Annotated in this window: 22 protein-coding genes; 7 read left to right on the forward strand and 15 right to left on the reverse strand. The window is 72.7% G+C overall.

The features are described 5' to 3' along the window. Positions 1 to 119 precede the first annotated feature (119 nt). A complete protein-coding gene (rsgA, locus tag AB0J76_RS18340; protein ID WP_352327189.1) occupies positions 120 to 1,217 on the forward strand; it encodes a ribosome small subunit-dependent GTPase A in 1,098 nt (365 codons plus the stop codon). Positions 1,218 to 1,302: 85 nt separating this feature from the next. Continuing rightward, positions 1,303 to 1,929, forward strand: coding sequence for a phosphoribosyltransferase family protein (locus AB0J76_RS18345; protein WP_352327188.1), 627 nt, complete (start codon positions 1,303 to 1,305; stop codon positions 1,927 to 1,929). Positions 1,930 to 1,961: 32 nt separating this feature from the next. On the opposite strand, the gene AB0J76_RS18350 is transcribed toward AB0J76_RS18345, so the two are convergent. Further along, positions 1,962 to 2,333 carry an ATP-binding protein gene (locus tag AB0J76_RS18350; RefSeq protein ID WP_352327187.1) on the reverse strand — a complete coding sequence of 124 codons (372 nt, stop codon included), beginning with the start codon at positions 2,331 to 2,333 and terminating at the stop codon, positions 1,962 to 1,964. 231 nt (positions 2,334 to 2,564) lie between these two features. On the opposite strand from AB0J76_RS18350, the gene AB0J76_RS18355 reads away from it, so the two are divergent. Together AB0J76_RS18355 and AB0J76_RS18360 are read left to right on the forward strand one after the other, a co-directional pair. Beyond that, positions 2,565 to 3,446 (forward strand): helix-turn-helix transcriptional regulator, encoded by an 882-nt coding sequence (locus AB0J76_RS18355; RefSeq protein WP_352327186.1) that lies wholly within the window; start codon positions 2,565 to 2,567, stop codon positions 3,444 to 3,446. 133 nt (positions 3,447 to 3,579) lie between these two features. Beyond that, positions 3,580 to 3,813, forward strand: a complete 234-nt coding sequence (locus tag AB0J76_RS18360) for a DUF397 domain-containing protein (protein WP_352327185.1) — start codon at positions 3,580 to 3,582, stop codon at positions 3,811 to 3,813. Positions 3,814 to 3,825: 12 nt separating this feature from the next. Here the strand turns inward: AB0J76_RS18360 and AB0J76_RS18365 are convergent, their stop codons facing one another. The 7 genes from AB0J76_RS18365 to AB0J76_RS18395 all read right to left on the reverse strand — a co-directional run bounded on the left by AB0J76_RS18365 (position 3,826) and on the right by AB0J76_RS18395 (position 10,638). Then, positions 3,826 to 4,458, reverse strand: coding sequence for a maleylpyruvate isomerase N-terminal domain-containing protein (locus tag AB0J76_RS18365; RefSeq protein ID WP_352327184.1), 633 nt, complete (start codon positions 4,456 to 4,458; stop codon positions 3,826 to 3,828). A gap of 363 nt (positions 4,459 to 4,821) precedes the next feature. Continuing rightward, entirely contained in the window at positions 4,822 to 5,619 is a 798-nt protein-coding gene (locus AB0J76_RS18370) for an alpha/beta hydrolase (RefSeq protein WP_352327183.1), read from the reverse strand. Between the two features lie 85 nt (positions 5,620 to 5,704). Then, positions 5,705 to 6,925: an esterase-like activity of phytase family protein gene (locus tag AB0J76_RS18375; RefSeq protein ID WP_352327182.1), complete on the reverse strand. Its 1,221-nt coding sequence runs from the start codon at positions 6,923 to 6,925 to the stop codon at positions 5,705 to 5,707. Between the two features lie 331 nt (positions 6,926 to 7,256). Next, entirely contained in the window at positions 7,257 to 7,568 is a 312-nt protein-coding gene (locus tag AB0J76_RS18380; protein WP_125634885.1) for a WhiB family transcriptional regulator, read from the reverse strand. 100 nt (positions 7,569 to 7,668) lie between these two features. Then, complete coding sequence (locus AB0J76_RS18385; RefSeq protein WP_352327181.1) at positions 7,669 to 8,538, reverse strand: sucrase ferredoxin; 870 nt, start codon at positions 8,536 to 8,538, stop codon at positions 7,669 to 7,671. Positions 8,539 to 8,648: 110 nt separating this feature from the next. Beyond that, the gene (locus AB0J76_RS18390) at positions 8,649 to 10,136 is read right to left on the reverse strand and encodes a glycerol-3-phosphate dehydrogenase/oxidase (RefSeq protein ID WP_352327180.1); all 1,488 of its coding nucleotides are present in this window, start codon (positions 10,134 to 10,136) and stop codon (positions 8,649 to 8,651) included. After that, positions 10,129 to 10,638 carry a helix-turn-helix domain-containing protein gene (locus AB0J76_RS18395; protein WP_352327179.1) on the reverse strand — a complete coding sequence of 170 codons (510 nt, stop codon included), beginning with the start codon at positions 10,636 to 10,638 and terminating at the stop codon, positions 10,129 to 10,131. The genes AB0J76_RS18390 and AB0J76_RS18395 overlap by 8 nt, the downstream gene beginning before the upstream one ends. A 31-nt stretch (positions 10,639 to 10,669) precedes the next feature. Between AB0J76_RS18395 and AB0J76_RS18400 the strand changes: the two genes are divergently transcribed. After that, positions 10,670 to 12,244 carry an FAD-binding oxidoreductase gene (locus AB0J76_RS18400; protein WP_364390143.1) on the forward strand — a complete coding sequence of 525 codons (1,575 nt, stop codon included), beginning with the start codon at positions 10,670 to 10,672 and terminating at the stop codon, positions 12,242 to 12,244. On the opposite strand, the gene AB0J76_RS18405 is transcribed toward AB0J76_RS18400, so the two are convergent. Beyond that, entirely contained in the window at positions 12,223 to 12,633 is a 411-nt protein-coding gene (locus AB0J76_RS18405; RefSeq protein WP_352322350.1) for a hypothetical protein, read from the reverse strand. The two genes, AB0J76_RS18400 and AB0J76_RS18405, sit on opposite strands and share 22 nt — an antisense overlap. Before the next feature lie 129 nt (positions 12,634 to 12,762). On the opposite strand from AB0J76_RS18405, the gene AB0J76_RS18410 reads away from it, so the two are divergent. Together AB0J76_RS18410 and AB0J76_RS18415 are read left to right on the forward strand one after the other, a co-directional pair. Further along, positions 12,763 to 14,250: a metallophosphoesterase gene (locus tag AB0J76_RS18410; RefSeq protein WP_352322352.1), complete on the forward strand. Its 1,488-nt coding sequence runs from the start codon at positions 12,763 to 12,765 to the stop codon at positions 14,248 to 14,250. Between the two features lie 15 nt (positions 14,251 to 14,265). Next, entirely contained in the window at positions 14,266 to 15,840 is a 1,575-nt protein-coding gene (locus tag AB0J76_RS18415) for a bifunctional 3'-5' exonuclease/DNA polymerase (RefSeq protein ID WP_352322354.1), read from the forward strand. A gap of 4 nt (positions 15,841 to 15,844) precedes the next feature. On the opposite strand, the gene AB0J76_RS18420 is transcribed toward AB0J76_RS18415, so the two are convergent. The 6 genes from AB0J76_RS18420 to AB0J76_RS18445 all read right to left on the reverse strand — a co-directional run bounded on the left by AB0J76_RS18420 (position 15,845) and on the right by AB0J76_RS18445 (position 23,611). Beyond that, complete coding sequence (locus tag AB0J76_RS18420; RefSeq protein WP_352322356.1) at positions 15,845 to 17,053, reverse strand: MFS transporter; 1,209 nt, start codon at positions 17,051 to 17,053, stop codon at positions 15,845 to 15,847. A 142-nt stretch (positions 17,054 to 17,195) separates the two neighbouring features. Beyond that, positions 17,196 to 18,011: an MOSC N-terminal beta barrel domain-containing protein gene (locus tag AB0J76_RS18425; RefSeq protein ID WP_352322358.1), complete on the reverse strand. Its 816-nt coding sequence runs from the start codon at positions 18,009 to 18,011 to the stop codon at positions 17,196 to 17,198. 15 nt (positions 18,012 to 18,026) lie between these two features. Next, complete coding sequence (locus AB0J76_RS18430; RefSeq protein WP_352322360.1) at positions 18,027 to 19,217, reverse strand: Cmx/CmrA family chloramphenicol efflux MFS transporter; 1,191 nt, start codon at positions 19,215 to 19,217, stop codon at positions 18,027 to 18,029. Positions 19,218 to 19,288: 71 nt separating this feature from the next. Beyond that, positions 19,289 to 19,861: a TetR/AcrR family transcriptional regulator gene (locus AB0J76_RS18435; protein WP_352322362.1), complete on the reverse strand. Its 573-nt coding sequence runs from the start codon at positions 19,859 to 19,861 to the stop codon at positions 19,289 to 19,291. A gap of 44 nt (positions 19,862 to 19,905) precedes the next feature. Next, positions 19,906 to 22,038, reverse strand: coding sequence for a protein kinase (locus AB0J76_RS18440; protein ID WP_352322364.1), 2,133 nt, complete (start codon positions 22,036 to 22,038; stop codon positions 19,906 to 19,908). A 202-nt stretch (positions 22,039 to 22,240) separates the two neighbouring features. Beyond that, positions 22,241 to 23,611, reverse strand: a complete 1,371-nt coding sequence (locus tag AB0J76_RS18445; protein ID WP_352322365.1) for a DUF1116 domain-containing protein — start codon at positions 23,609 to 23,611, stop codon at positions 22,241 to 22,243. Between the last annotated feature and the right edge of the window lie 42 nt (positions 23,612 to 23,653).

Here is a 23,653-nt window from a genome sequence, read left to right on the forward strand (position 1 = left end):
TGCGTAACCGATCGAGGAGGTGAGGGCTATGCGGGTCGTTCTGTTCCGCCTGTCGTCCGTCTACCTCCGGGCCCTCGTCTGAGCTGCCCGTTTCCTTCTCGATCAAAGGTTTCACCGTCTTGTCTTACGACCTTTCCCTGCTCGGCTGGACCGATCTGCGCGCCGCCGAGCTCCCTGCTGACACCGTCCCGGCGCGGGTGGCCCGCGTCGACCGCGGCGCCGCCGAGGTGATCGCCGCCGACGGTCAGCACCACGTCCGCTACGGCGCCCGCGTGCGCCGTTCCTCCGCCGACGACCCGGTGGCCCTGCCGTGCGTGGGCGACTGGGTCGCGCTCAGATGGCTGCCCGAAGGCCGGTACGAGCTCGACCAGGTGCTCTCCAGGACCACCGCGTTCATCCGGGGCGGCGTGAGCCGCCACTCGACCGGCGGGCTGTCCGGCGACGGCCAGGGCCAGGTGCTCGCGGCCAACGTCGACGTCGTCTTCGTGGCCGAGCCGTCCATGCACTCGACCGACTTCGCCGACCTGGGCCGCATCGAGCGCCTGGTGGCGCTGGCCTGGGAGTCCGGCGGCACGCCCGTCGTGCTGGTGACCAAGTCCGACCTGTTCGAGTCGGGCCTCGACGAGCTGATGGCCGACGTGCGGGCCGCCGCGCCGGGCGTCGACGTGCACGCCGTCTCCTCGGTGCTGGGGGAGGGGGTCTCGCTGGCCGCGAGCTACCTGCACGGCTCCCGTACGGCGGTCGTGCTCGGGCCTTCCGGCGCGGGCAAGTCCACCCTGGTCAACGCGCTGGCCGAGGCGGGCGTGATGGACACCCAGCAGGTGCGCGCGGCCGACGGGCGCGGCCGGCACACCACCGTCCACCGGGAGCTGATCCCGCTGCCCGGCGGCGGCCTGATCATCGACACCCCGGGCATCCGCCGGATCGGCCTCTACGACATCGGTGAGGGCGTCGACCTCGTCTTCGCCGACATCGAGCAGCTGGCCGAGCGGTGCCGCTTCGCCGACTGCGGGCACGTGAGCGAGCCGGGCTGCGCCGTCCTGGACGCCATGGAGAACGGCGAGCTGCCCGAACGCCGGCTGCAGAGCTGGCGCAAGCTGCAGCGCGAGGCGGCCTGGATGGCGTCCCGCACGGATGCGCGGCTGCGCAAGGAGCAGCAGAACAAGTGGAAGATCATCCACAAGGAGATGCGCCGCTCCAGCCGCAACCGTCCCTGACGGTCCCCGTCCGGCTTTCTCGCCTTCCTCCTGGCTGGTGCGGGAGGGAGGCGAGTAGACCGGGTGGTGCGGGTATGCACAGGTCATGCAGGTGTTCGCGGATCGGGCCGAGGCCGGGGCGTTGCTGGCCGAGCGGCTGCCGGAGGTGCGCGACCCCGTCGTGCTGGCGTTGCCGCGTGGCGGGGTCGCCGTCGCCGTGCCGGTCGTCCGCCGGCTCGGCGGCGACCTCGACGTGCTCGTCACCCGGAAGATCGGCTACCCGCCCGCTCCCGAGCTGGGCGTGGGGGCGATCGCCGAGGGCGGCGAGCCGGTGTTCGACCTGACGATGCTCGACCGGCTCGGGCTGACGCCCGAGGACCTGGCCGACGTGGTCGAGCGGGAGCGGCACGAGCTGGCCAGGCGGGTGCGGGTCTACCGGGGTGACCGGCCGCTGTCGCCGCTGGCCGGACGCGAGGTGATCGTCGTGGACGACGGCCTGGCCACGGGCGGGACGGCGCGGGCGGCCCTGCGCGCGGTGGCCGCGGCCGGTCCCGCCAGGGTGACGCTGGCCGTGCCGGTCGGCGCTGAGGAGACCGTCGAGAGGATGCGCGCGGAGGCCGACGAGGTGGTGGTGCTGCTGACGCCGGTCGACTTCAGGGCGGTCGGCCAGTGGTACGAACACTTCGACCAGCTCACCGACGAGGACGTGCTGGACCTCCTGGAGCAGAGGTGACCTGCACCGGACGGCGCCGCTCGTACCGGTGTCTACGCGGACAGGACCGCCCAGACCAGCTTCCGGGAGCCGCCGGGGGCGAACCAGCCCCACGCGCTGCAGAGCGCGTCGACCAGCCGCAGCCCGCGCCCGAACTCGGCGAACACGTCGGCCGGCGCCGCCACCGGGACGGACTCGCTGTGGTCGGTCACCACGCAGGCCAGCTCGGGCCGGCGGAAGAGCAGCCGGAGCTGCACGGCTCCGCCGCCGTGCCGCATCGCGTTCGTGACCAGCTCGGAGACCACCAGTTGCACGTCGTAGGCCAGGTCGGCGGCGGCCCACGAGGTGAGCGTCTGGTCCACGAAACGCCGGGCCATCGCGACGCAGGCCGGCTCGAACGCGGTGCGCTCGTGGAAGGGGAACACCGCGTCGCACTCTCCGGCGCGCCCATCCACCAGAATGGTGGCGAGCCACCCTGGTGGCCGGGAACCGATGACGGCTTGCGGCCGAGCGTCGAAAGTCGTCATCCTGGCCCCCGAAGCGCGGTCTGGTGATCCAGTGCCCATCTTTACGGGGTGTGGGTAGTGATGCAAGACTTTTCGTGTTTTACCGATGCGAATACCATCTGCACGTGCAGATGATCTAGGAGCGGTCGAGTGAGCGCACAGAGCGCGGAGGGAAAGCTTCTCAGCTACACGCCGGGAAGCCCGACGGTGCTGCGGATCCTGCTGGGTACGCAACTGCGCAGGCTCCGTACCGAGAAGGGTATCTCCCGGGAGGATGCCGGGTACTCGATTCGCGCCTCTCATGCGAAAATCAGCCGACTTGAGCTCGGTCAGGTCAGCTTCAAGCAGCGAGACGTCGCCGACCTGCTCACCCTCTACGGCGTCACCGCTCCGGAGGACCGCGAGCCGCTGCTCGCCCTGGCCCGGCAGGCCAACGCGCCGGGCTGGTGGCACAAGTACGGCGACCTGCTGCCCGGCTGGTTCGAGGTCTACATCGGGCTGGAGGGGGCCGCCTCGGCCATCCGCACGTTCGAGAACCAGTTCGTCCCCGGCCTGCTGCAGACGCCCGCGTACGCCAAGGCCGTGATCCGGCTCGGCAACGAGAAGGCGCTCGACGCCGAGCTCGACCGCCGCGTCACCCTGCGCACCACCAGACAGCAACGGCTGGAGAGCGGGCTCAAGCTGTGGGCCGTGATCGACGAGGCCGTCCTGCGGCGTGGGCTCGGCGGGGCCGAGGTCATGCGCGAGCAGATCCGCCACCTGCTCGACGCCACGGAGGAGCGCAACGTCACCGTGCAGGTGATGCCGTTCGAGAGCGGCGGGCACGCGGCGGCCGGCGGCTCGTTCAGCATCCTGCGCTTCCCCGAGCGCGACCTGCCCGACGTGGTCTACATGGAGCAGCTCACCAGCGCCCTCTATCTGGACAAGCCGGCCGACTCCGACCACTACATGGAGGTCATGGACCGGCTGAGCATCCAGGCCCTGGAGCCGAAGCAGACACGGCGCTTTCTGGAACAGCTCATTTCCGGATGAGCTGCTGAAACTCCTGTGATCCACTCCATAGTCGGATTTTTGGTCATCCGGTATATGGAGTCTGTCGTGCTGTCGTAGGGTCGGCGCAAACGCGGATGCACGTGCATCCGTAAGATTGCTAGGAGCTTCCCCCATGCACGAGTTCCGGAACGGAACCCCCGCCGGTCACCTCCCCGTCGTGTGGCGCAAGAGCAGGCGAAGCAATCCCAACGGCAACTGCGTCGAGGTCGCGGGCCTGCCCACGGGTGAGATCGCCATGCGTAACTCCCGGTTCCCCGACGGCCCCGCGCTGGTCTACACGCAGGCCGAGATCAGCGCGTTCGTCCTGGGGGCCAAGGACGGCGAGTTCGACGACCTGATCGTCTGACTCCCCGTCCGATCAGCGGGGTTCGTTGTACCAGCGCCACCGGGTCTGGCGCGGCCGTCCGGGCAGCTCACCGCGGCCGGTCGCCCACAGGAGCGTGGCCCACGGGGCGGTGTCCACGGGGACGTCGGGGAACAGGCGGGCCAGCACCCGCGAGCACAGGTCCGCGGGCGGCTCCCAGGCCAGGCCGAGCCCCTCGGACACGTCGTGCATATGCACGAGCGTTTCCACCAGGCCCATCGCGGCGGTCGCCGAGGCGTCCGCCATGCCGAAGATGTGATGACCGCGCGCCTGCGGCGGCGCGGTGCGGACCATGGCCGACAGCAGCGCGCCGGAGGCCTGGAGCACCTGCAGCAGCCCGGTGGGCCCGGCCGCGCGGTCGGCGTGGATGGTGTTGTTCGGGCCGCCGGGCCTGCGCCGCTCCAGCACGAAGGGCACGTACGTGTCCAGCGGCGGCACGTTGAGGCCGAGCTGGGCGGCGTAGGCGAACAGGTCGTCGGCGAGGTGCTCGACGGTCTCCCAGCAGGTCCACTCCAGTGAGCCCGCCTTCGCCTCCCACGCCTGCGGCGGCGCGTCCCGCAGCGTGTCGACGGCGAGGGCGACGGCCTGGTCGAGGTCGTCCGCGGTCACGAGCGCTGAATCCGGCATGAGGGGCACCTTACCGCCGTCCGGTTCGTGCGCCCGCGTGTAGGGTCGTCACGATCCGCACGTCCGTACGGGAGCCCGCATGACTGAGCCCGAAGACCTCACCGCGCGCCCCCGCATCAGGGACGCGGCGCTCGACGCGCTCGCGCCCTACCGGCTGCACGTGGCGCAGGCGCTGGCCGAGGGCCGGGCCGCTGCTCGACCTCTACTCCCACCCCCTGCTGACCCCGGAGGCGGCGGCGGAGCTGCGGCACGCCCTCGGCAAACCCCCCGAAAGCGGATGATCCCGCTCAGGACGGGTCCGCTCAGGCCGGGTCCTTTCTGGACGGGCCCGCTCAGGATCGGTTCTTTTCCGGACGGATCTGCTCAGGACAGGAAGTCCGTCAGCGTCGAGAGCAGCGCCTCCGGCCGGCCGAGCACGCCGTGGTCCTCGCCGGGCAGCACCACGTGCCGGGCGCCCGGCACGGCGTCGGCGACGGCCCGCACGGCGTCCAGCATCCACTTCGGCGACTGGTCGCCGCCGATCGCCAGGGTGGGCACGGTGACGCGGGACAGCCGCTCGACCGGCAGCGACTGCCCCGGGCCGCACACGGCGGCGTCGTAGGCGAGCGTGTGCGCCAGGCTGGTGAACCAGCCCCACACGGGCTCCGACCGCATGCCCGCCACCACCTCGGCGGGCACGTCGGCGCCCTCGGTCAGGAACAGCGCCACGGCCTCGTCGCGGCGATCGCCCTCGACGAGGCCGCGCAGCCGCTCGGCGAAGTCGCCGCCGGGCGCGGTGCGCGCGCCGTCCACGACGTACGGCGGCTCGTAGACGGCCAGACGGGTGATCGGCAGCCCGTGCGCGGCGGCCTCCAGCGCGAGGACGGCGCCGGAGGAGTGGCCGAAGACGCTCGCCGAGCCGCCCGCGTGCTCGATCAGCGCGGCGAGGTCCTCGATCTCCCGCTCGACGGCGTAGGCGGGCGCGTCGCCGCTGCCGCCCCGGCCGCGCCGGTCGTGGGCGATCGCGCGGAAGCCGGGGGCGAGGGCGGCGGCGAGGGCGGCGACGGTGGTGCGGTCGTTGAAGGCACCGCCCACCAGGATCACCGGGTGGCCCTCGCCGCTGCTCTCGAACGCGATGCGGGTGCCGTCGGCCGAGGTGACGGTCTGAACCGTGGACTGCATGTCGAACTCCTTCTGCGGGCTCTTGTCAGCAGGGGGTCGGAGCCGTCCCACGCTTCTCTACATGCTTCTCCCGGAGAACATGCTTCTACCGGAAAATTCGCGGATCGGCCTGGAGGCCACGCGAGAGCCGGACGGTGATGAACTCGTTGTCGTCGGGACGTCCCGGCGTGCGGCCGCTGGAGAAGGGGAAGTTGTTGTCGTCCAGGAGGCCCAGGGTGCGGTCGTCGAGGACGACGACGTCCTCGATGGTCTGGAACGGGAACCGGAACGTGCCGGGCGTGCCGCCGAGGCCGCGCGGGTCGGCCAGGTCGAGCAGGTCGGCCACCTGCGTCTTGTCCAGCGCGCCGTCGTGGTCGCGGTCGCGCGTGTCGGCCAGGTAGACACGCTTGACCTTGGCCGCGTCGCCCTGGAGGTTGTCCCGCTCGATGATCAGGAAGCGGTTCGCGTCCACGGCGACGGCGTCGCCGATGGAGTGCGCGGGGTCCTCCAGCCGGTACGTCCACGTGCGCCCGGTGTACGCGCGACTGCGCAGGTCGAACTCGTTCATCCGCAGAGTGCCCGCGGGGTCGCCGCTCACCGTGCCTTCGAGCAGCGGGTAGAGCCGGCGGCCGTCCACCGACCTGGCCATGCCCTCGAAGCCCTTGCTGCTGGCCAGATTGGGCTGGGCGCCGTTCAGCCAGGGGTTCTCGGGGGCCTTGACGCCGGGCAGCTCGATCGGGGCGTCGAGCAGCCGGCCCCTGCGGTCGAAGTGCAGCAGGAACGGGCCGAACTCGTCGCCGATCCAGTACGTGCCGTCCGTCGCGCGCACGATCGACTCGACGTCGAAGTCGGAGCCGGTCAGCGTACGGTCCTGGCGGGTCAGGGCGAACGGGACGAGCCCCCGCGGGTCGGTCAGGTTGAAGCCGCCGAGCACCTCGACCGTCCTGGCGGCGAAGTCCGGCTTGACGCGATGCACCCGCAGGAGGAAGTCGGCGCTGTTGGCCTTGTTGCCGAAGCCGTTGTCGGACAGCACGTCGAAGGTGCCGTCGTGGCGGCGGGCGATGCCGCTGAAGCCCTGCACGGGCTGGCCGGGGAAGGGCGGGGTGACGCCGTTGACCGGCGCGGTGCCGAGGAGGGAGCCCGACGGCTCGCTGCCGGGCACGTAGGTCCGGGCAGGCAGCGCGGCGAAGCCGGTCAGCGTGGCGCGGCCGAACGCGGCGGGCGCGCGGTCCGCGGGCCGGGCGGGATCGGCCATGGCAGCGGTCGCCGGGGCGGCGAGGGCGAGCGCGATGGCCGCCGCGCACGTCAGGGTGGTGATGCGTCTCATGGCGGGCACGCTAGAGCCGGCACATGACGGCATTCCGAACACCAGACGACCTCCAACGATGTTCCTGGAGGAATCGGTGCCAGTCCGCCCGAGCCCGGTGACCTGCGTACATCCCCGGACGAAAGCGCGCACGGCCGGAAACGCGACGGCCACCCCTGCCCTGGGTCGGGCGGGGGTGGCCGGGCGATGCTTTGTGCGGGATGACGATCTCAGGCCTGATCAGGCAGTTGCCCCGACCGGGTTCGCCAGAGCCTGGGCATGGAAGGCCAGGCTCCGGTTCATCGGGACAACTGAGTGATCACGCGATGATCGTTGATGCTGCCGAGGTGTGTCAGGCGGCGGAGATGCCGGCGCTGGCGGCGCGGCGCATGCGACGGCGACGCTCGCTGGCGCGCTCGTCCTCGTTGAGACCGCCCCACGTGCCGTACTTCTCCGGCCGGGACAGCGCGTAGTCTAGGCACTCGTTGCGGACAGGGCACCCGGCGCAGATCGCCTTGGCCTTCCGCTCACGTACGTCACGCTCGGGCTGCCGCTCCCCGTCGGGGCCGAAGAAGAGCACGAGATCCTCACCCCGGCACGCGGCATCATCCTGCCAACCCCAGCTGGGGCGCGGGCGGGCGAGCTGCCGACGTACCTGAGACATGAGAAAACCACCTTCGTGAGAGGTATTTCGGTAATTGAGCCGCATTGGACGCTTTTGGCGTCACTGTTCCAACGCAAGGACGGGCCGTGATGTTCCCTAGTCAGGCGAGGGCGGGCGTGGCGTACCGCACAGGCGTGAGCCTGTCCAGCGAAACCAGCCGGTAGGTGGTGATCGTCTCGGCGCAAGCCGTACCACACGGCGCTGTGAACGCCGATGGCTCAACCACAACCTGGAACCGGACGTCTCCGCAGCGCACGACTGCTTCGGTGACGTCGCCGTCCGACCTGGAGGATTCCACGGCCACTGCGCCGACGGAGCACTCTCCCGTATGGGCTCGGGCAAAATGCTCGACGGCTTGCAATGGCTCAGGGATGCCTGCGCGCCCCCGGAGACGGTCGAGAATGACCTCGCCCGACCGGTACGCGTTAGCCGCTGCCAGTGCAGCAGCCTGAGACATGCTGCCGTAGAAAATTCCGTGTGGCAAGCACACGAGGTTGGCGGCGTAGCGATCGCCGCCAACGTGTGACGTTTCCCACACTCTGTCCGGCAAAGATTCGGCCAGGGACCGAGCGAGGGGTAGTCCAATGCGGGCGCAGCACGCATTGCGCTTGGCGTGCGTGCAGACCAGAAATACCGGCTCGTCTTCAAGTATGCAGGACTCCGGGAGCACTCCGGCCATGAAGGCGTCCAGGTCAAGATCGTCCGGACCTGCGACGACGCCACTGGCCAACCAGGGGTGGTCGCCCGTGGCGTAGGCCAATAGCACACGGATGCCCTGCTCCCGCTGGCGGGTTCGCTTGCCGGGACGCCTGATGAGCTGAGGCCTGATACCGCGTTCGAGCGCTCTGCGCACGAGTTCGGAGATTTCTTCAGGAAGTTGCAAGTTTTCCAGGTGGGACGGCCACGGGCCGGCGTACTCGACGAGCAGCCAGAGCCTGGCGCCCACGGTGGCGCTGGCCAGGGTGGGCATGGCTCCCGTGTGGCAGCCCGCCGGATGCTCGCATCCCCTCGCCAACGCCTCCCCCTTCCCGACGAATTAGGTAAGGATAACCTAACGCACTGGCGGGTTTGGGGCCGGGGTCACCCGATCCCGAGCACGTCGCGTGTCGCGGGCAGCGCCCGGTCGCGGTCGGCGGCGACCAGGCCGATCCTGGTCCTGCGGTCCAGCAGGTCGGCCTCGTCGAGCGCGCCCTCGTGCCGGACCGACCAGAGCAGGTCGCCCTTGGTCAGGCCGAGCCCGACCTCTTCGGGGTGGGCCTTGACCAGCTCGTACGCCGCCGCAGCCTCGCTGCCGTACCGCTCGGCCAGCCGGGGCGGCACCCCGTCCGGCTGCGGGCCGGCGCCGGCCAGGGGGATCTGCTTCGTCCGGCTGGGTCCGGCGTCGAGGTCTTTGAGGGAGACCGCCCGGTCGATGGCGTCCTCGGCCATTCGCCGGTATGTCGTGAGTTTGCCCCCGACGACCGTGACCACGCCGCCGTCCGACACGACCGCGTGTCGGCGGGAGAGGTCCGCCGTGCGGCCGTCCGCGGCCAGGAGCGGCCTCAGGCCCGCGTACGCGCCCGCGACCGCCTCAGGGGTCACCGGAGTCTCCAGGATGCCGTTCAGCACCTCCAGGAGCGCCGTGACGTCCTCCGCGGGCACCTCGGGGACGTCGGGCACCGGCCCGTCCACCGGCTCGTCGGTCAGCCCGACGTAGACGCGGCCGTCGCCCTGGGGGAGTACGAGCGCGAACCGGTTGCTCTCTCCGGGAATGGGCACGTGCATGCCGGCGATCAGCCCCGGCAGCGTCCCGGCGTCCAGCACCAGGTGGCTGCCCCGGGACGGCCGCAGCCGCACCGCCGGGTCGAGCTGCCCGGCCCACACGCCCGTCGCGTTGACCACGGCTCTGGCCCGGATGGTGAACCGCTCGCCGGTCAGCTCGTCGCGCATCTCGGCGCCCTCGTCCGTGAGCCGCAGGGCGCGGCAGCGGGTCAGGACGCGGGCGCCGTGCCCGGCGGCGCTCCTGGCCAGCGCCACGACCAGGCGGGCGTCGTCGAGCAGCCGGCCGTCCCACGACAGCAGGCCGCCGCGCAGGCCGTCGCGCGCCAGCACCGGCGCGAGCGTGTGGGCGCGCGCCGCGCCGAGCCGCGTGGGGCCGGGCAGCAGGCGGCGCGGCGTGCGCGCGGCGGTCCGCAGCCCGTCGCCGAGCCGGTATCCGGTCATCACCAGGGCGGCCTGCCGCGGGGAGACCGCCGGCGTCAGCGGCAGCAGGTACGGATGGGCCTTGACCAGGTGCGGAGCCGTCGTCCTGAGCAGGATGCCGCGCTCGACCGCGCTCTCGTAGGCCACGTCCACCTGGCCCTTGGCGAGGTAGCGCAGCCCGCCGTGGACCATCTTGGAGCTCCACCTCGACGTGCCGAAGGCCAGGTCGTGCGCGTCGACCGCCGCTACGCTCAACCCGCGGGAGGCGGCGTCGAGGGCCGCGCCGGCTCCCGTCGCGCCGAGCCCCACCACCAGCACGTCCAGCCGCTCCGCGGCGACCACGCCCAGTTCGTACGACCTTCTGCGGGCGTTCAGCGAGCTATCCAAGGTAGGCCTCCAGCAGGGCGGCGAGTTCGGCGTCCAGGTCGTCGAGCGTCACGGGGTCGAGCATCGTGGGGGCCGACAGCAGGAACGACTGGGCCACCAGCAGCACGGCCCGCGCCCTGGCCGGCCCGCCGACGGCCGGCTCCAGCAGGGCCAGCACCGCTTCGTGGCTCGCCCCCCGCCGGTCCAGCAGGTACGGCAGCAGCAGCTCCGGGTCCGCCTCGACGATCTTGCGCCACAGCGGGTGCCCGCGCAGTCCCCGTACGCCCGCCACGATCGCGGGCACCGGATCGCACAGGTCGAGCCCCGACACGACCGCGACCCACTCCCGCGTCATCAGGTCGGCGACCAGCGAGCGCACGTCCGGCCAGCGGCGGTAGATCGTCATGCGCGACACGCCCGCCCGCCTGGCCACGTCCGTGAGCGTGGTCCTGCGCACGCCGTAGGCCAGGACGCACGCGCGGGCCGCGTCCAGCACAGCCTCATTGTGACGGTTCGACGTCATGTGTCACAGTGTATGCGTGACCGGTGAACCCATGTCGTGGTGTGGCTGGGGCGACCCCGCCAAGGCCCGCGAGCTGCCCGAACAGATCCGCAAGCTGCTGCACGACCTGCTCGGCGTGCGCGCGCCCGACACTCCGGCCGCGGCCATCGACGAGGTCCGGCTGCCGCCGGTCGCGCTGCCCGAGCCGGCGCTGGCCGCGCTCGCGGCCGTCACCGGGCCCGCGCACGTGCTGACCTCCCACGAGGCCAGGCTGCGGCACACGCGCGGCAAGTCCACGCCCGACCTGCTGCGGATGCGCGCGGGAGACGGCTCCGACGCCCCCGACGCGGTCGTGCTGCCCGGCTCGCACGAGGAGGTGGCCGAGCTGCTGCGGCTGTGCGCGGCCGAGCGGATCGCGGTCGTGCCGTTCGGCGGCGGCACCTCGGTCGTCGGCGGGCTCGTGGCCGCGCGAGCCGGCTTCACCGGCGTGATCGCGCTCGACCTGGGCAGGCTCGACCGGCTGCGCTCGGTCGACGCCGAGTCGATGGTGGCCGACTTCGAGCCGGGCGTGCGCGCCCCCGAGGCCGAGCGGCTGCTCGCCGAGCACGGCCTCACGCTGGGGCACTTCCCCCAGTCCTTCGAGTACGCCACGCTCGGCGGCTTCGCCGCGGCCCGCTCCAGCGGCCAGGCCTCGGCCGGGTACGGGCGCTTCGACGACATGGTCGTCGGCCTCACTCTGGCGACGCCGTCCGGGACGCTGGAGCTGGGCCGCGCGCCCAAGTCCGCGGCCGGGCCCGACCTGCGCCAGCTCGTCCTGGGCTCGGAGGGGGCGTTCGGCGTCATCACGTCGTTGCGGCTGCGGGTGCGCAGGCGGCCGGCCGAGCGCCGCTACGAGGGCTGGCGGTTCGAGTCGTTCCGAGCGGGGACGGCCGCCGTGCGGGCACTCGCCCAGGAAGGCCCGCTGCCGACCGTGCTGCGGCTCTCCGACGAGACCGAGACCATGATCGGCCTGGCCCGGCCGGACGCGATCGGCGGCGGCGGCTCCGGCTGCCTGGTGATCCTCGGCGTCGAGGGCGACTGGATCGGCCACCGGCACGCCGCGGCCGCCGCGGTCCTGGCCCGGCACGGCGGCGAGCCGCTGGGGCCCGAGCCTGGCCAGGCGTGGGAGCACGGCCGCTTCTCCGCGCCGTACCTGCGCGACTCGCTGCTCGGCGCGGGCGCCACCGTGGAGACCCTGGAGACGGCCGGCTTCTGGTCGAACCTGCCGCGCCTGTGCGACGCCGTCCGGCTGGCCCTGCTCGGCGCGCTCGGCTCGCCACTGGTCATGTGCCACGTCTCGCACGTGTACGAGACCGGCGCCTCGCTGTACTTCACCGTCGTGACCCCGCAGCAGGACGACCCGGTCGAGCAGTGGCAGCGGGCCAAGGAGGCGGTGAACGCGGCGATCGTCGAGGCCGGCGGGACGATCTCGCACCACCACGGGGTGGGCCGCGACCACCGGGACGCCTACGGCGCGGAGCTGGGCCCGCTGGGCGTGGGCGTGCTCCAGGCCGTCAAGGAGCGGCTGGACCCGGCCGGGATCCTCAACCCGGGGGTGCTGGTCCCTCAGTCGCCGCCGGGGATCTGATCGGCCTCGGCCAGCGTCTCGGCGGCGTCGCTGTAGCGGTGGAGGGCCTCGTACGCCTCGGCCAGCCGGTAGAGGGAGACCGCGAGGTGGCCGCCGTCCAGCCCGCGGCTGAGCGCCACCGCCTCCTGCGCCATGGGCAGCGCCTCGGTGGCGCGGGAGCGGTCGAGCAGCAGCCGGGCCGTGGTGCGCAGGCAGTGGGCCAGCAGGCCGGTGTGCTCGGCGGGGGAGCGGGCGGCCAGCGCCCGGCTCTGGGCGACGGCCTCCAGCGCCCGGTCGACGCCCCGGCCGCCCCGCCGGGGGAGGGTGAGCGCGTAGGCGAGTAACGCCTGCACGGAGGCCGCGTCGGGGCTGCCCGTCCGGGTCGCGTCGTCCGGGCCGTTCCGGTTCATGGCAGCCCACCTCCGCGTCCCAAGGGCTTGCTTGGGGACGTGAGGTTACACCATGCCGCACCATCTGTGTTCCCGGGAGTACGGAGCGTGGAGTGTGCGCGAATGGTGGATGCCGGTAAAGATGTGGTCATGGTGGAAGTCGCGGCCGAGCGCGGGAAGCAGCATTCGTCACGGGTGTCGAAGGCCGGGGCCGGCTGGTCCTGCGCGGAACCGGGGACGTTCGCCCAGCTCAGACCGGACAAGGGCGGATTCACCTGGCTGAATTTACGCACGCTCTGGTTGTCCAGGAACGAGATCCTGGCGAGCTTGTTCGGCGACCCTTCGGGGGAGGTGCGGAAACGGTGGATCGCGGCACAGGAAGCCCGCGGGATAGATCCGGAATTTCGTATCAAGCCCGGCGTCGGGGGAAATTTCAATTTCCTGATTCTGGGCGACACCGGCGAGGGCGACGCCTCCCAGTACGCCGTCGTCCCCGGGATGCTCAGGCTCGGGCAGGACACCTCGTTCGCCGTCATCGCCAGCGACGTCATCTACCCGACGGGGTCGGGCAACGAGTACGGGGACAAGTTCTTCCGCCCGTACAAGGACTACGACGCACCGATCTACGCGATCCCCGGCAACCACGACTGGTACGACGGGCTCGGCGGCTTCATGCGGGTCTTCTGCGACGCCCCGCCGCTCAAGCCGACGCCGGACCGCGGGCTGCGTGGCCTGCTGTGGCGCAAGCCGGAGACGATCGACGAGGGCAGGCTGGCCGAGGCGCGCAAGCTGCGCGGCCGGCCGGCCCAGCAGGCCGCGCAGCCGGCGCCGTACTGGGCGATCGAGAGCGACAGCCTGCTGATCGTGGGCGTGGACACCGGCATCAAGAACGTGATCGACAGGGCCCAGACGGCCTGGTTGCGCCGCGTCTCGCTCGACCCGCGGCCGAAGATCCTGGTGACCGGGAAGCCCATCTACACCGGCAACGTGCACAAGCCGTCACCGCTGGAGGAAGGCGGCACGATCGATGACATCGTGCGCGACCCGGCCCACCGGTACGTCGCGGCCATCGGCGGAGACGTGCACAACTACCAGCGCTATCCGGTCAAGGTGGGCGACCGGGTGATCCAGTACATCGTGACCGGCGGCGGCGGCGCCTTCATGCACGCCACCCACATCATCGGCAGGGTGGACGTCGCCGGCGTGGCCGAGGACGACTTCAAGTGCTACCCGCTGCGCGGCGACTCGCTGTCCTTCTACAGCCAGCTCTACGCCCGCCGCCTGCGGATGAAGTGGCTCTGCCTCACCCCCGACGAGGCCGTGTGCATCATGTCCAGCCAGATCGGCAACCGCCCGGCCCGGCCGGTCGGGGGGCCGGTCACGGTCACCCGGCGGATGCGCTGGGCGGCGCGGCTGCTCGGGGCCTGGCCGTGGCCGTTCAGGCTGCCGGTGGACAAGGTGTTCCACCGCTTCCTGTCGGAGCTGTCCGACTGGGACCAGCCGCCGTTCTTCAAGCAGTTCCTGCACGTGTCGGTCACGCCCGACCGGCTGACCCTGCGCTGTTTCGCCGCCACCGGCTGCCTGGAGCAGGAGCTCCGGCCGCCGCTGGAGGACGAGGTGCACATCGATTTGTCGTAGCTGTTTGGCACCCTTATGTGCGTGTATGTCGTGGTAGCGGGGGAGACGGTGCTTCCCGTCGGAGGAACGGCCCGGCGCGCGGCCGACCCGGCGTCCGCGGTGCGGGAGCTGGAGTCCGGGAGCGGGCCGCGGTGGGTCTGGGCCGACACGCGGGAGACGTACCCGCCGCTGCTGGAACGCGGCGTGCGGGTCGCGCGCTGCCACGACCTCGCGCTCACCGAGGGGCTGCTGCTCGCCCACGAGGGCCGCTACGGCGAGCCGCGCTCGGCGCGGGCCGCCCACGCCCGGCTGCACGGCCTGCCGGTGCCCGACGACCAGCCGAGCGTGCCCGGCACGCTGTTCGCGCCGGAGCCGCTGTCCGCCGAGGCGGTGGCCGAGGTGCTGGCCGACCAGCTCCGCCGGATCGAGGAACTGCCCGAGCCCGGCCGCTTCCGGCTGCTGGTCGCCGCCGAGTCCGCGGGCGCCCTGGTCGCGGCCGAGATGTCGCACGAGGGCATGCCCTGGCGCCTGGACGTGCACGACGCGCTGCTCACGGACCTGCTCGGCCCGCGGCCCGTGCACGGCATGCGCCCGGCCAAGCTGCAGGCGCTGGCCGACGAGGTGGCGGCGGCCTTCGGGCGGCCGGTCAACCCCGACTCGGTGCAGCAGCTGGTCAAGGCGTTCAAGGGGGCCGGGGTGGCGCTGCGGACGACCCGGTCGTGGGAGCTGAAGAAGATCGACCATCCCGCCGTCGCGCCGCTGCTGGCCTACAAGGAGCTGGCCCGGCTCCACAGCTTCCACGGCTGGGCGTGGGCCGACCAGTGGGTGCGCGGCGGGCGCTTCCGCCCCGAGTACGTCGTCGGCGGCGTGGTGTCCGGCCGGTGGGCGACCAGCGGCGGCGGCGCGCTGCAGATCCCCAAGGTGATGCGCCGGGTCGTGGTGGCCGACGCGGGATGGACGCTGGTCGTCGCCGACGCGGCCCAGCTGGAGCCGAGGGTGCTGGCCGCGATGGCCGGCGACGGCGGGCTGGCCAGGGCGGCGGGGGAGATCGACCTGTACTCGGCGCTGGCCCAGTCGTTCGGCGGCGAGCGCGGGAACGCCAAGATCGCCATGCTGTCCGCCATGTACGGCGGCACCAGCGGCGACGCCTCCAAGCTGCTGGCCGTCATGCGCCAGCGCTTTCCCAAGGCGTACCAGTTCGTGGAGGACGCGGCCAAGGCCGGGGAGGAGGGGCGGCTGGTGCGGTCGTGGCTCGGGCGGACCAGCCCGCCGCCGTCCGGGCGATGGAAGGAGCTGGTGTCCGGCCCGGAGGGCGGCCGGGCGGCCCGCGACCGGGGCAGGTTCACCAGGAACTTCGTGGTGCAGGGCACGGCGGCCGAATGGGCCCTGGCGTTGCTGGCGGTGCTGCGCGGGCTGCTGCCCGAGCCCGCCAGGCTGGTGTTCTTCCAGCACGACGAGGTCATGGTGCACTGCCCGCTGGAGCAGGCCGAGGAGGTCACCGCGGCGGTGACGGCGGCGGCGGCCGAGGCCAGCAGGCTGCTGTTCGGCTCGACCCCGGTGCGCTTCCCGATGGAGACGGTCGCCGTGGGGTGCTACGCCGACGCCAAGTGACCGTTCAGGCCGCCGCGGCGCGGTCGCGGTACCGGGCCGCGGCCAGCCAGAGCCCGGCCACGGTGACCATGACGCCGACGACCAGGCCGAGCACGCCGTAGGACAGGATGCCCACGATGGCGCCTGCGATGATCGTCCCGGTGGCGCCGCAGACGTTCATCAGCAGGTCGGACAGGCCCTGCACGGCGGGCCTGCGGTCGATCGGCAGCGACTCGGTCACCAGCGCAGACCCGGCGACCAGCCCGCACGACCAGCCGAGCCCGAGCACGACCAGGGCCGTCGTCACCTGCCACACCCGGTGCCCCGCCGTGCCCGCCAGAACGGCCGCGGCCAGCAGCAGCGCCGAGCCGAGCAGCAGCACCGGCACCTTGCCCGCCCGGTCGGCCAGCCATCCCACGACCGGCGAGAACATGTACATGCCGGCGATGTGCAGGCTGATCACCAGGCCGATGACGTTCAGGTTCGAGCCGTCGTGGTGGAGCTTGACGGGGGTCATCGACATGATCGAGACCATCGCGGTGTGGGCCACCGCGATCATGACGAGCGCGCGGCGGGCCATGGGGGTCTCGCGCAGCGTGCGCAGGCCCGTCCTGATCGTGCGGTGGCGGCCGGGGGCGGGCTCGGGGGCGCCGTCCAGCTCGCGGGCCAGCTTGAGCGGGTCCGGACGCAGGCCGCCGATGATGATCACCAGCGCCACGGCGAACGCCAGCGCCGCGAACGCGAACGGCCCCGCCTTGGCCGCCAGCCCCGCCTCGATGCCCATCCGGTCGGCGGGCTCGGCCAGGTTGGGCCCGGCGACCGAGCCGACGGTCGAGGCCCACACCACCAGCGACAGGTGCCGGGCCGAGTGACCCTGCGGCGACAGGTCGGTGGCCGAGTAGCGGGCCGCCAGGCTGCCCGCGCTGCCGCCGCCGACCAGCACGAGCCCGGCCAGCAGCAGCGGCCAGTTGCCCAGGCTGATCGCGGCCACCGAGATCGCGCAGCCGGCCAGCGCCGCCAGGTAGGTCAGGGACAGGCCGGCCCGGCGGCCCCCCAGGGTCGACAGCCGCGCGGTCGGCAGCGCGAGCAGCGCCGCCCCGAGCACGGTCGCGGTTCCGGCGAACCCGCTGATCACGGTCGAGCCGGACAGCTCGTCCACGACCACCGAGCTGAGCGCCAGCCCGACGGCCACCCCCACGCCGCCCACGATCTGCGCGGCGGACAGGACGGCCAAGGTTCGACGCTGGACCCTGACGAGGTCAGGCCGGGAGACGGGGGGTTTCGTGGGGGCGCTGGTCACCTGTGAAGTCTCGCATAGCCCCCGACATCCCCCCAAAGAGGACAGGCATCCATTTCTCTTGGGAAAGGTGCCTTTTTCAGAGGATGGTGACGGAATCCCCCACGGTGATCCTGCCGGGGGCGTCCGGGATCAGGTTGATGCCGAACCAGACCTTGCCGTCCCACTTGCGGTGGCGGGACAACGTCCTGATGGGCTCCTTGCCCTTGGTGTACGTCGCGGTGTCGATCGTGGTCAGCACGCAGCGGTCGCAGCCCTTGGTCACCCGGAAGGCGACCGCGCCGATGCGCAGCCGCCGCCACTCGTCCTCGGCGAACGGCCGCTCCGCCCCGTCGATCACCACGCTGGGCCGGAAGCGGTGCATGGGCAGCGGGGCGGGGACCTCCTCGCCGCGTTCGGCCGCCGTCTCGGCGATCCAGTCGTTGAGCCGGCCGAGGGAGGCGGTCGTGGTCAGCAGCAGGGGGTAGCCGTCGGCCAGGCTCACCCGGTCGCCGGGCAGGCCGTACTCGGGGTTGACGGGACGGCGGGCCGGGTCGTCGAGCCAGGCCAGCCGCGCCGGGCGGCCGATCAGCTCCGACAACCAGCGCGCCGCGTCGTCGCCGCAGTCGGTGAGCTCGACGGGCGTGCGCCAGACGTCCACGGTGGTCATGGCGGACGTGGGGGTGACCCGCAGCGGGGGCGCGTGCGGGCCGGTCAGGGTGAGGGTGTCGCCGTCGAGCTGCGCCACGCAGGCCAGCAGCCTGGGGTGCTCGCGGGCGGTCAGCATGCCGCCCTGGCCGTCGGTCACCAGGTAACGCCGGTCGCCGGCCAGCCCCCACGGCTGCACCTCGGCCTCATGGACGTCGTGTCCGGCGGTGGACTTGACGGGATAGAAGTGGATGCTCGCCAGTTCCATGGCCAGGACCGTACCTCACGGCCTCGGGACGGCTTCGGCCCGGTGGGCCGCGGCGACCGGCTCCCGGCCCGGACGGGCCGACAGGGCCACCACGCCCAGGGCCGCCGCGCCGAGCACCGCGCCGATCCAGCCGACGGACGGGTATCCGGCGCCCGCCCCGATGGCCAGCCCGCCCAGCCACGGGCCGACGGTGATGCCGACGTTGAAGGCGCAGACGTTCATCGCGGCGGCCAGCGTGGGGGCGTCCTTGGCCAGGGTGAAGACGCGGGTGTTGAGCGTCGGGTTGGTGGCGAAGCCGAACCCGCCGAGCAGCAGGACCAGCGGCACGGCCAGCACCGCGACCGGCGCGGCCAGGGCCAGCAGGACCGAGGTCACGACCAGCCCGGCGATGCCCGCGTACAGGGTCGGGAAGGGGCGCGTGTCGGCGGTGCGCCCGCCGATCGTGATGCCGATCACCGCGCCGACGCCGTACAGCGCCAGGACGGCGGGCACCCAGGCGGCCCGCAGGCCGGTCGTGTCCACGAGCATCGCGCTCAGGTAGCTGAAGGACACCAGCAGCCCGCCGGTCGCCAGGGCGGTGGTGGCGAAGGCCAGCCACAGCCGCGGGCTCAGCATCGAGCGCAGCTGCGCGGCGACGCCCGGCGCGACCTCCCGCTCGGGACGGCCGCCGGGGATCGTGGCCAGCACGCCCAGGGCCGCCAGCGCCGACAGCGCGGCCACGGCCCAGAACGCGGCGCGCCAGCCGAGGTGCTGGCCGATGACCGTGCCCAGGGACAGCCCGACGACGGTGGCCACGGTCAGGCCGCCCGCCACGATGCTCATCGCCTTCCCCCTGGCGTTCGGCGGCACCAGGCCGACCGCCGTGGACGCCGCGACCGCCCAGAAGCCGGCGTAGACGAACGCGCCCGCCACGCGGGTGGCGAACAGCAGGCCGTAGCTGCTGGTCAGGGCCCCGGCCACGTGGGTCAGCGCGAAGACCGCCATGAACGTCAGCAGCGCCGTCCGGCGCGGCCAGCGCATGGTCACGACGGCCAGCACCGGCGCTCCCACCAGCATCCCGATCGCGAACGCCGAGATCAGCAGCCCCGCGTCGGGGACGGACACGCCGAGGTCGGCGGCCATCTCCGGCAGCAGTCCGGCCAGCATGAGCTCCGAGGTGCCCTGGGCGAAGATCGCCAGCCCCAGGATGAACACCGCCAACGGCATGAGAACTCCTCCAATTTTAGAACGGTCAGTACAAAATTAGGGCACGAAAGAGAGCCGGGGCGCAGGAAAGCTCAGAAAGCGGTCAGCGCCGTCGTCGCGATGGATTCGAGCACCGCCCGCCCGGCCCCGCCCCGGGCCGCGACGCGCAGGCCGCTGACCGTGGCCACGACGAAGTGCGCGAGCGCCAGGGCGTCCTTGCTCGCGTCGATCTCGCCGAGTGCCTGGCCGCGCTCGATCGCGCCGCGCAGCGCCTCCACCCGCCGCTCGCCGTCGCGGCGCAGCAGGACGGCGATCTCCGGATCGTGCGGAGCCAGCTCCACCAGGGCGTTGACCACCAGGCAGCCGGCCGGGTCGCCGGCCTCGGGGTCGACCGCCTGCCAGAGCACGGTCCTGATCTTCTCCACGGCGGGCAGATCGGAGGCCATCAGCTCGATCAGCGCGGACGTGCGCTCCTCCTGGTAGCGGCGCAGCGCCCGCTCGTAGAGGTCGCGCTTGTTCGCGAAGGTGTTGTAGATGCTGCTGCGGCCGAGGCCGGTGGCCTCGCACAGGTCCTGGGTCGAAGTGCCTTCGTAGCCCGCGTCCCAGAACGCGCGCATGGCGGCCTCGACGGCGCGGTCCTCCTCGAACGTCCGTGGTCGTGCCATGACAAGCACGCTAGCACGTTTTGGAATGATCAGTGCAATATGGGTCAGGTGGTCTGGCGGAACGTGTCCAGGAACGTCTTGCGGACCTCGGCCTGGTCGTCCCACTTCAGCTCGGGCATGTCGAACGAGATCGTGAAGGCGGTCTTGTCGTCGAGCGTGACGTACCGGGTCAGGGCGTGCATCGGGACGCCGTCCTTGGAGGTGTAGGTGTACTCCCAGTCGGCGGCCTTCCAGCCACGGTAGTCGGTGGCCTGGAGCTGCACCTGGATGTAGCCCTCCACACCGCCGTCGGCCTCGCGCCGGCTCAGCTCGGCGAGCCCGTCGGCCTGCGGGGCGGCCTGCTCGACGACGATCCGCGAGCCGGAGTCCTTGGGGCCGGTGAAGGTGGCCGCGTCCCCCGAGGTGGCCGGCTTCCAGCCGTCCGGGACCGCCGCGGCGAAGCCGGGCGCCGTGTGCTCCTTGTAGCCGTCGGGCACCGGCGACGGCCCGGTCTTCCGCGGCGCCTGGCTGGTGGCGGCGGCCGTCTGCGTGCCGGGGGAGACCTGCGGCGCGCCGCCGGACAGGATGACCACGATCGCGCCGATCACCACGGCCACGCCCGCGACCGCGCCGGCGATCAGCAACGGCGTGGGCCGCCCGCCGCGCATCCAGGGGCCGTCGCCCTCCTGGACCCTGCGGCGGCTCGTGCCCGCCCGCGAAGGACCGCCGCGCGAGGGGCCGGTCCGGGTGGAGCCGGTGCGCGCCGCGCCGGTCCGGGTGGAGCCGGTGGCCGACGGGCCGGTGCGCGACCCGGCGCCGGAGCCGGGCAGGGTCGCCAGGCGGCTGTGGCTGAAGTCGTGCGACAGGTCGCGCGAGTGCTCGCGCAGTTCGTCGGCCGAGGCCAGCGGCCACGGCGCCGGGACGGCGGCCGCCCTGCTGTCCGTGGTCAGCGGCAGGATCGGCTGCGGCGCGGGCGCGACGGGCGCGCCGAGGTCGTCGAGGTCGTCGAGGTCCGCGGCGGGCCGTTCCATCCGGTGCGGGCCGGACGGGCCGCCGAAGGCGTCGAAGCCGCCGGCCGGGGAGGGGAGCCGGTCGGTGCGATGGCTGCCCGACGGGCTCGACAGGCTGTCGTCGGGCGGCATCGCGTACCCGCCCGCCGGGCCGGCCAGCGGGTCGTACGGCACCCGCACCGGCCCGGAAGGGGTCTCCACGATGCGCGAGGGCATCGGCCCGGACGGGTGCTCCAGCGGCGGCAACATCCCGAGCGGGGTCTGGCCCGACTCGGCCGGCAGCGTCTCGGGCGGGCGCGGACGGGTCGATCCGTGGGCGCGCAGCACCGCCTCCAGCAGGTCGGCGACCTGCTCGGCGGTGAGCCGCTCGGCCGGGTTCTTGCGCAGCAGGCCCTCGATCACCGGCAGCAGCGAGCCGGCCCGCTGCGGCCTGATCGGCTCCTGGGTGAGCACCGCGCCCAGCACCGCGATCGCGTCCGGCCCTTCGTACGGCGGCCGCCCCTCCACGGCCGCGTACAGGGTCGCGCCGAAGGACCACAGGTCGGCCGGCTGCCCGATCGGCTGCCCGGACAGCCGCTCCGGCGGCACGTACGCGGGGGAGCCCATGAGCAGCCCGGTCTGCGTGATCGTCACGTCGCCCTCGATGGCGGCGATGCCGAAGTCGGTCAGCACCACGCGGTCGGAGGTCAGCAGCACGTTGCCCGGCTTGATGTCGCGGTGCAGGATGCCGGCGGCGTGCGCGTGCCGGAGCGCGTCGAGCACGCGGATGCCGATCTCGGCGGCCTGGATCACCGGCAGCGGGCCGCTCTGCCGCACGGCCTGCTCCAGCGACCAGGCGCGGACCAGCTCCATCACGATCCACGGCCGGCCGTCCTCCTCGACGACGTCGTGGACGGTGACGATGCCCGGATGCGTCAGCCGGGCCGCCGACCTGGCCTCGCGCAGCATGCGCCGGTGGGCCATCTGCTTGCCCGCCTGATCCAGCCCGTACGGCAGGATCAGCTCCTTGACCGCGACGTCCCGGTCGAGCAGCACGTCGTGGGCGTGCCACACCATGCCCATGCCGCCCCGGCCGACCGGCGACATCAACCGGTAGCGCCTGCCGACCAGACGCCCCTGGCCCTGCGGGTCACCCCCCGGCGCACCCTGGTCCGGGCCGGGCCCGCCGAGCAAGCGGTCGGCTGCCATCTTGCCGCCCCCATTCAGCCTCATCCGTCACATCAGAGCGTGACCACTTCGTGCGGTGGATCGCCGTACGCGCCACCGTGCGCCATGCGCTACTTGCAGATTATGAGGTTCGCCACGATATCGGCGGAAAATCGGTAATGGAAGGCGAAGAGCCTTTACAGCCGCTCTGACCTGCAGATATACGGCTTTTCAAACTGATCACTTACTCAGCGGCGAGTGCGATCAAGGCGCTGGTGAACGCCTGTGCGGGCGGCTCCACCAGGCCCGCGCCGACCTGGCCGGTGCCCGCCACGCGCCCCGCGATGCCGGTGTTGACGACCGGCAGAATGCCCGTCCTGGCGACGAGCGTCACGTCGATGCCGACGGGCGTGCCGCGGAATCCGAGCCCGGGAATCTGGTACGCGGGATGCTCGGCGAGCGTGATCTCGTACATCGAGCGGGTCGCCCGCACCGCGTCGGCCACCTCGCCGCCGACGAAACGCACGATCGCGGGCGCGGCGGCCATCGCGAAGCCGCCCAGCCCGGAGGTCTCGGTGATCGTGGAGTCGCCGATGTCGGGGTTGGCGTCCTGGGGGCCGTACGCGCCGAGGTAGAGGCCGTCCGGCACCCCGGCCGGGCCGGTGAACCAGCGTCCGCCGAGCCCGGAGACCTGCACGCCGAAGTCGGTGCCGTTCCTGGCCATGGCCACGACCAGCGAGGAGCCGGGGATGTCGCGGGCGGCGTCCGTGCTCACCTTGCCCGCGGCCATGCCCGCGTTGAGGAAGAAGTGGTCGTTGCCGTTGACGAAGCGCAACACCTGCGCCGCCTGCGCGGGCGCGGCCTCCACGAGGGCCGGGGCCAGCTCGCGCAGCAGCAGCGAGGTGGCCGCGCGGTTGCGGTTGTGCAGCTCGTCGCCCATCTGCAGGGCCTGCGCGATCAGCGAGCGCAGGTCGATCGGGCCGGTACGGGCCAGCGTCGCGGCGAGGACCGGGCCGAGCACCTCGTCCATCCAGCGCAGCCGGTCGAGCACCTCCGGGCCGTACGCGCCGTACCTGAGCACCTTGCCCAGGCCCTCGTTGAGCGAGCAGTAGGCGGTGCCGCCGTGCTCCTCGTCGCGTACCTCCAGCAGCCACATGGACGGGCTCACCACGCCCGCCATCGGGCCGACCATGGCGTGCTCGTGGCAGGGCCGCAGCGCGACCGCGCCCGCCGCCAGCCCGGCCGCGGCCTCGCGCTCGTCGCCCGCCAGGCCCTCCAGCAACATCGCGCCGATCAGCGCGCCGCGCATCGGGCCCGAGGCGCGGTCCCACTCGATCGGCGGCCCGGCGTGCAGGAACGTCCCCGCGGGCAGCACCTCGGCGGCCCGCCGCAGGCCCACCAGGTACGGCCGCGCGCCGGTCAGCCTGCGCACGGCCAGCTCGTTGGCGGCCGTCCTGCGCGGGTCGGCCAGCACCCTGGCCAGGGCGTCGGCGGTGCCGGGCAGCGGCGGCCGCCAGGTCACCGGCGTCGTCGGCACGGCCTGGGCCGCCAGCGCCTCGTCGAGCAGCCCCGCGCCGACGGTGATCACCCGCGGCGGCCCCGACAACAGGCTCACGACACCCTCCCGGCAAGGCGGCGAACGGCGAACGAGGGCACG

Origin of the sequence: Nonomuraea sp. NPDC049624, from assembly GCF_040675255.1 — a bacterium.
Lineage (GTDB): Bacteria > Actinomycetota > Actinomycetes > Streptosporangiales > Streptosporangiaceae > Nonomuraea.

What these genes read in the sequence shown, in the direction of transcription:
- AB0J76_RS18370 (WP_352327183.1), bottom strand. Translation starts at nt 5,619, where the DNA reads ATGCAGTCCACGGTTCAGACCGTCACCTCGGCCGACGGCACCCGCATC.
- AB0J76_RS18385 (WP_352327181.1), bottom strand. Translation starts at nt 8,538, where the DNA reads ATGCCCACCCTGGCCAGCGCCACCGTGGGCGCCAGGCTCTGGCTGCTC.
- AB0J76_RS18380 (WP_125634885.1), bottom strand. Translation starts at nt 7,568, where the DNA reads ATGTCTCAGGTACGTCGGCAGCTCGCCCGCCCGCGCCCCAGCTGGGGT.
- AB0J76_RS18435 (WP_352322362.1), bottom strand. Translation starts at nt 19,861, where the DNA reads ATGGCACGACCACGGACGTTCGAGGAGGACCGCGCCGTCGAGGCCGCC.
- AB0J76_RS18345 (WP_352327188.1), top strand. Translation starts at nt 1,303, where the DNA reads ATGCAGGTGTTCGCGGATCGGGCCGAGGCCGGGGCGTTGCTGGCCGAG.
- AB0J76_RS18415 (WP_352322354.1), top strand. Translation starts at nt 14,266, where the DNA reads ATGTGCGTGTATGTCGTGGTAGCGGGGGAGACGGTGCTTCCCGTCGGA.
- AB0J76_RS18365 (WP_352327184.1), bottom strand. Translation starts at nt 4,458, where the DNA reads ATGCCGGATTCAGCGCTCGTGACCGCGGACGACCTCGACCAGGCCGTC.
- AB0J76_RS18375 (WP_352327182.1), bottom strand. Translation starts at nt 6,925, where the DNA reads ATGAGACGCATCACCACCCTGACGTGCGCGGCGGCCATCGCGCTCGCC.
- AB0J76_RS18430 (WP_352322360.1), bottom strand. Translation starts at nt 19,217, where the DNA reads ATGCCGTTGGCGGTGTTCATCCTGGGGCTGGCGATCTTCGCCCAGGGC.
- AB0J76_RS18425 (WP_352322358.1), bottom strand. Translation starts at nt 18,011, where the DNA reads ATGGAACTGGCGAGCATCCACTTCTATCCCGTCAAGTCCACCGCCGGA.
- AB0J76_RS18410 (WP_352322352.1), top strand. Translation starts at nt 12,763, where the DNA reads ATGGTGGAAGTCGCGGCCGAGCGCGGGAAGCAGCATTCGTCACGGGTG.
- AB0J76_RS18395 (WP_352327179.1), bottom strand. Translation starts at nt 10,638, where the DNA reads ATGACGTCGAACCGTCACAATGAGGCTGTGCTGGACGCGGCCCGCGCG.
- AB0J76_RS18400 (WP_364390143.1), top strand. Translation starts at nt 10,670, where the DNA reads ATGTCGTGGTGTGGCTGGGGCGACCCCGCCAAGGCCCGCGAGCTGCCC.
- AB0J76_RS18440 (WP_352322364.1), bottom strand. Translation starts at nt 22,038, where the DNA reads ATGGCAGCCGACCGCTTGCTCGGCGGGCCCGGCCCGGACCAGGGTGCG.
- AB0J76_RS18360 (WP_352327185.1), top strand. Translation starts at nt 3,580, where the DNA reads ATGCACGAGTTCCGGAACGGAACCCCCGCCGGTCACCTCCCCGTCGTG.
- AB0J76_RS18405 (WP_352322350.1), bottom strand. Translation starts at nt 12,633, where the DNA reads ATGAACCGGAACGGCCCGGACGACGCGACCCGGACGGGCAGCCCCGAC.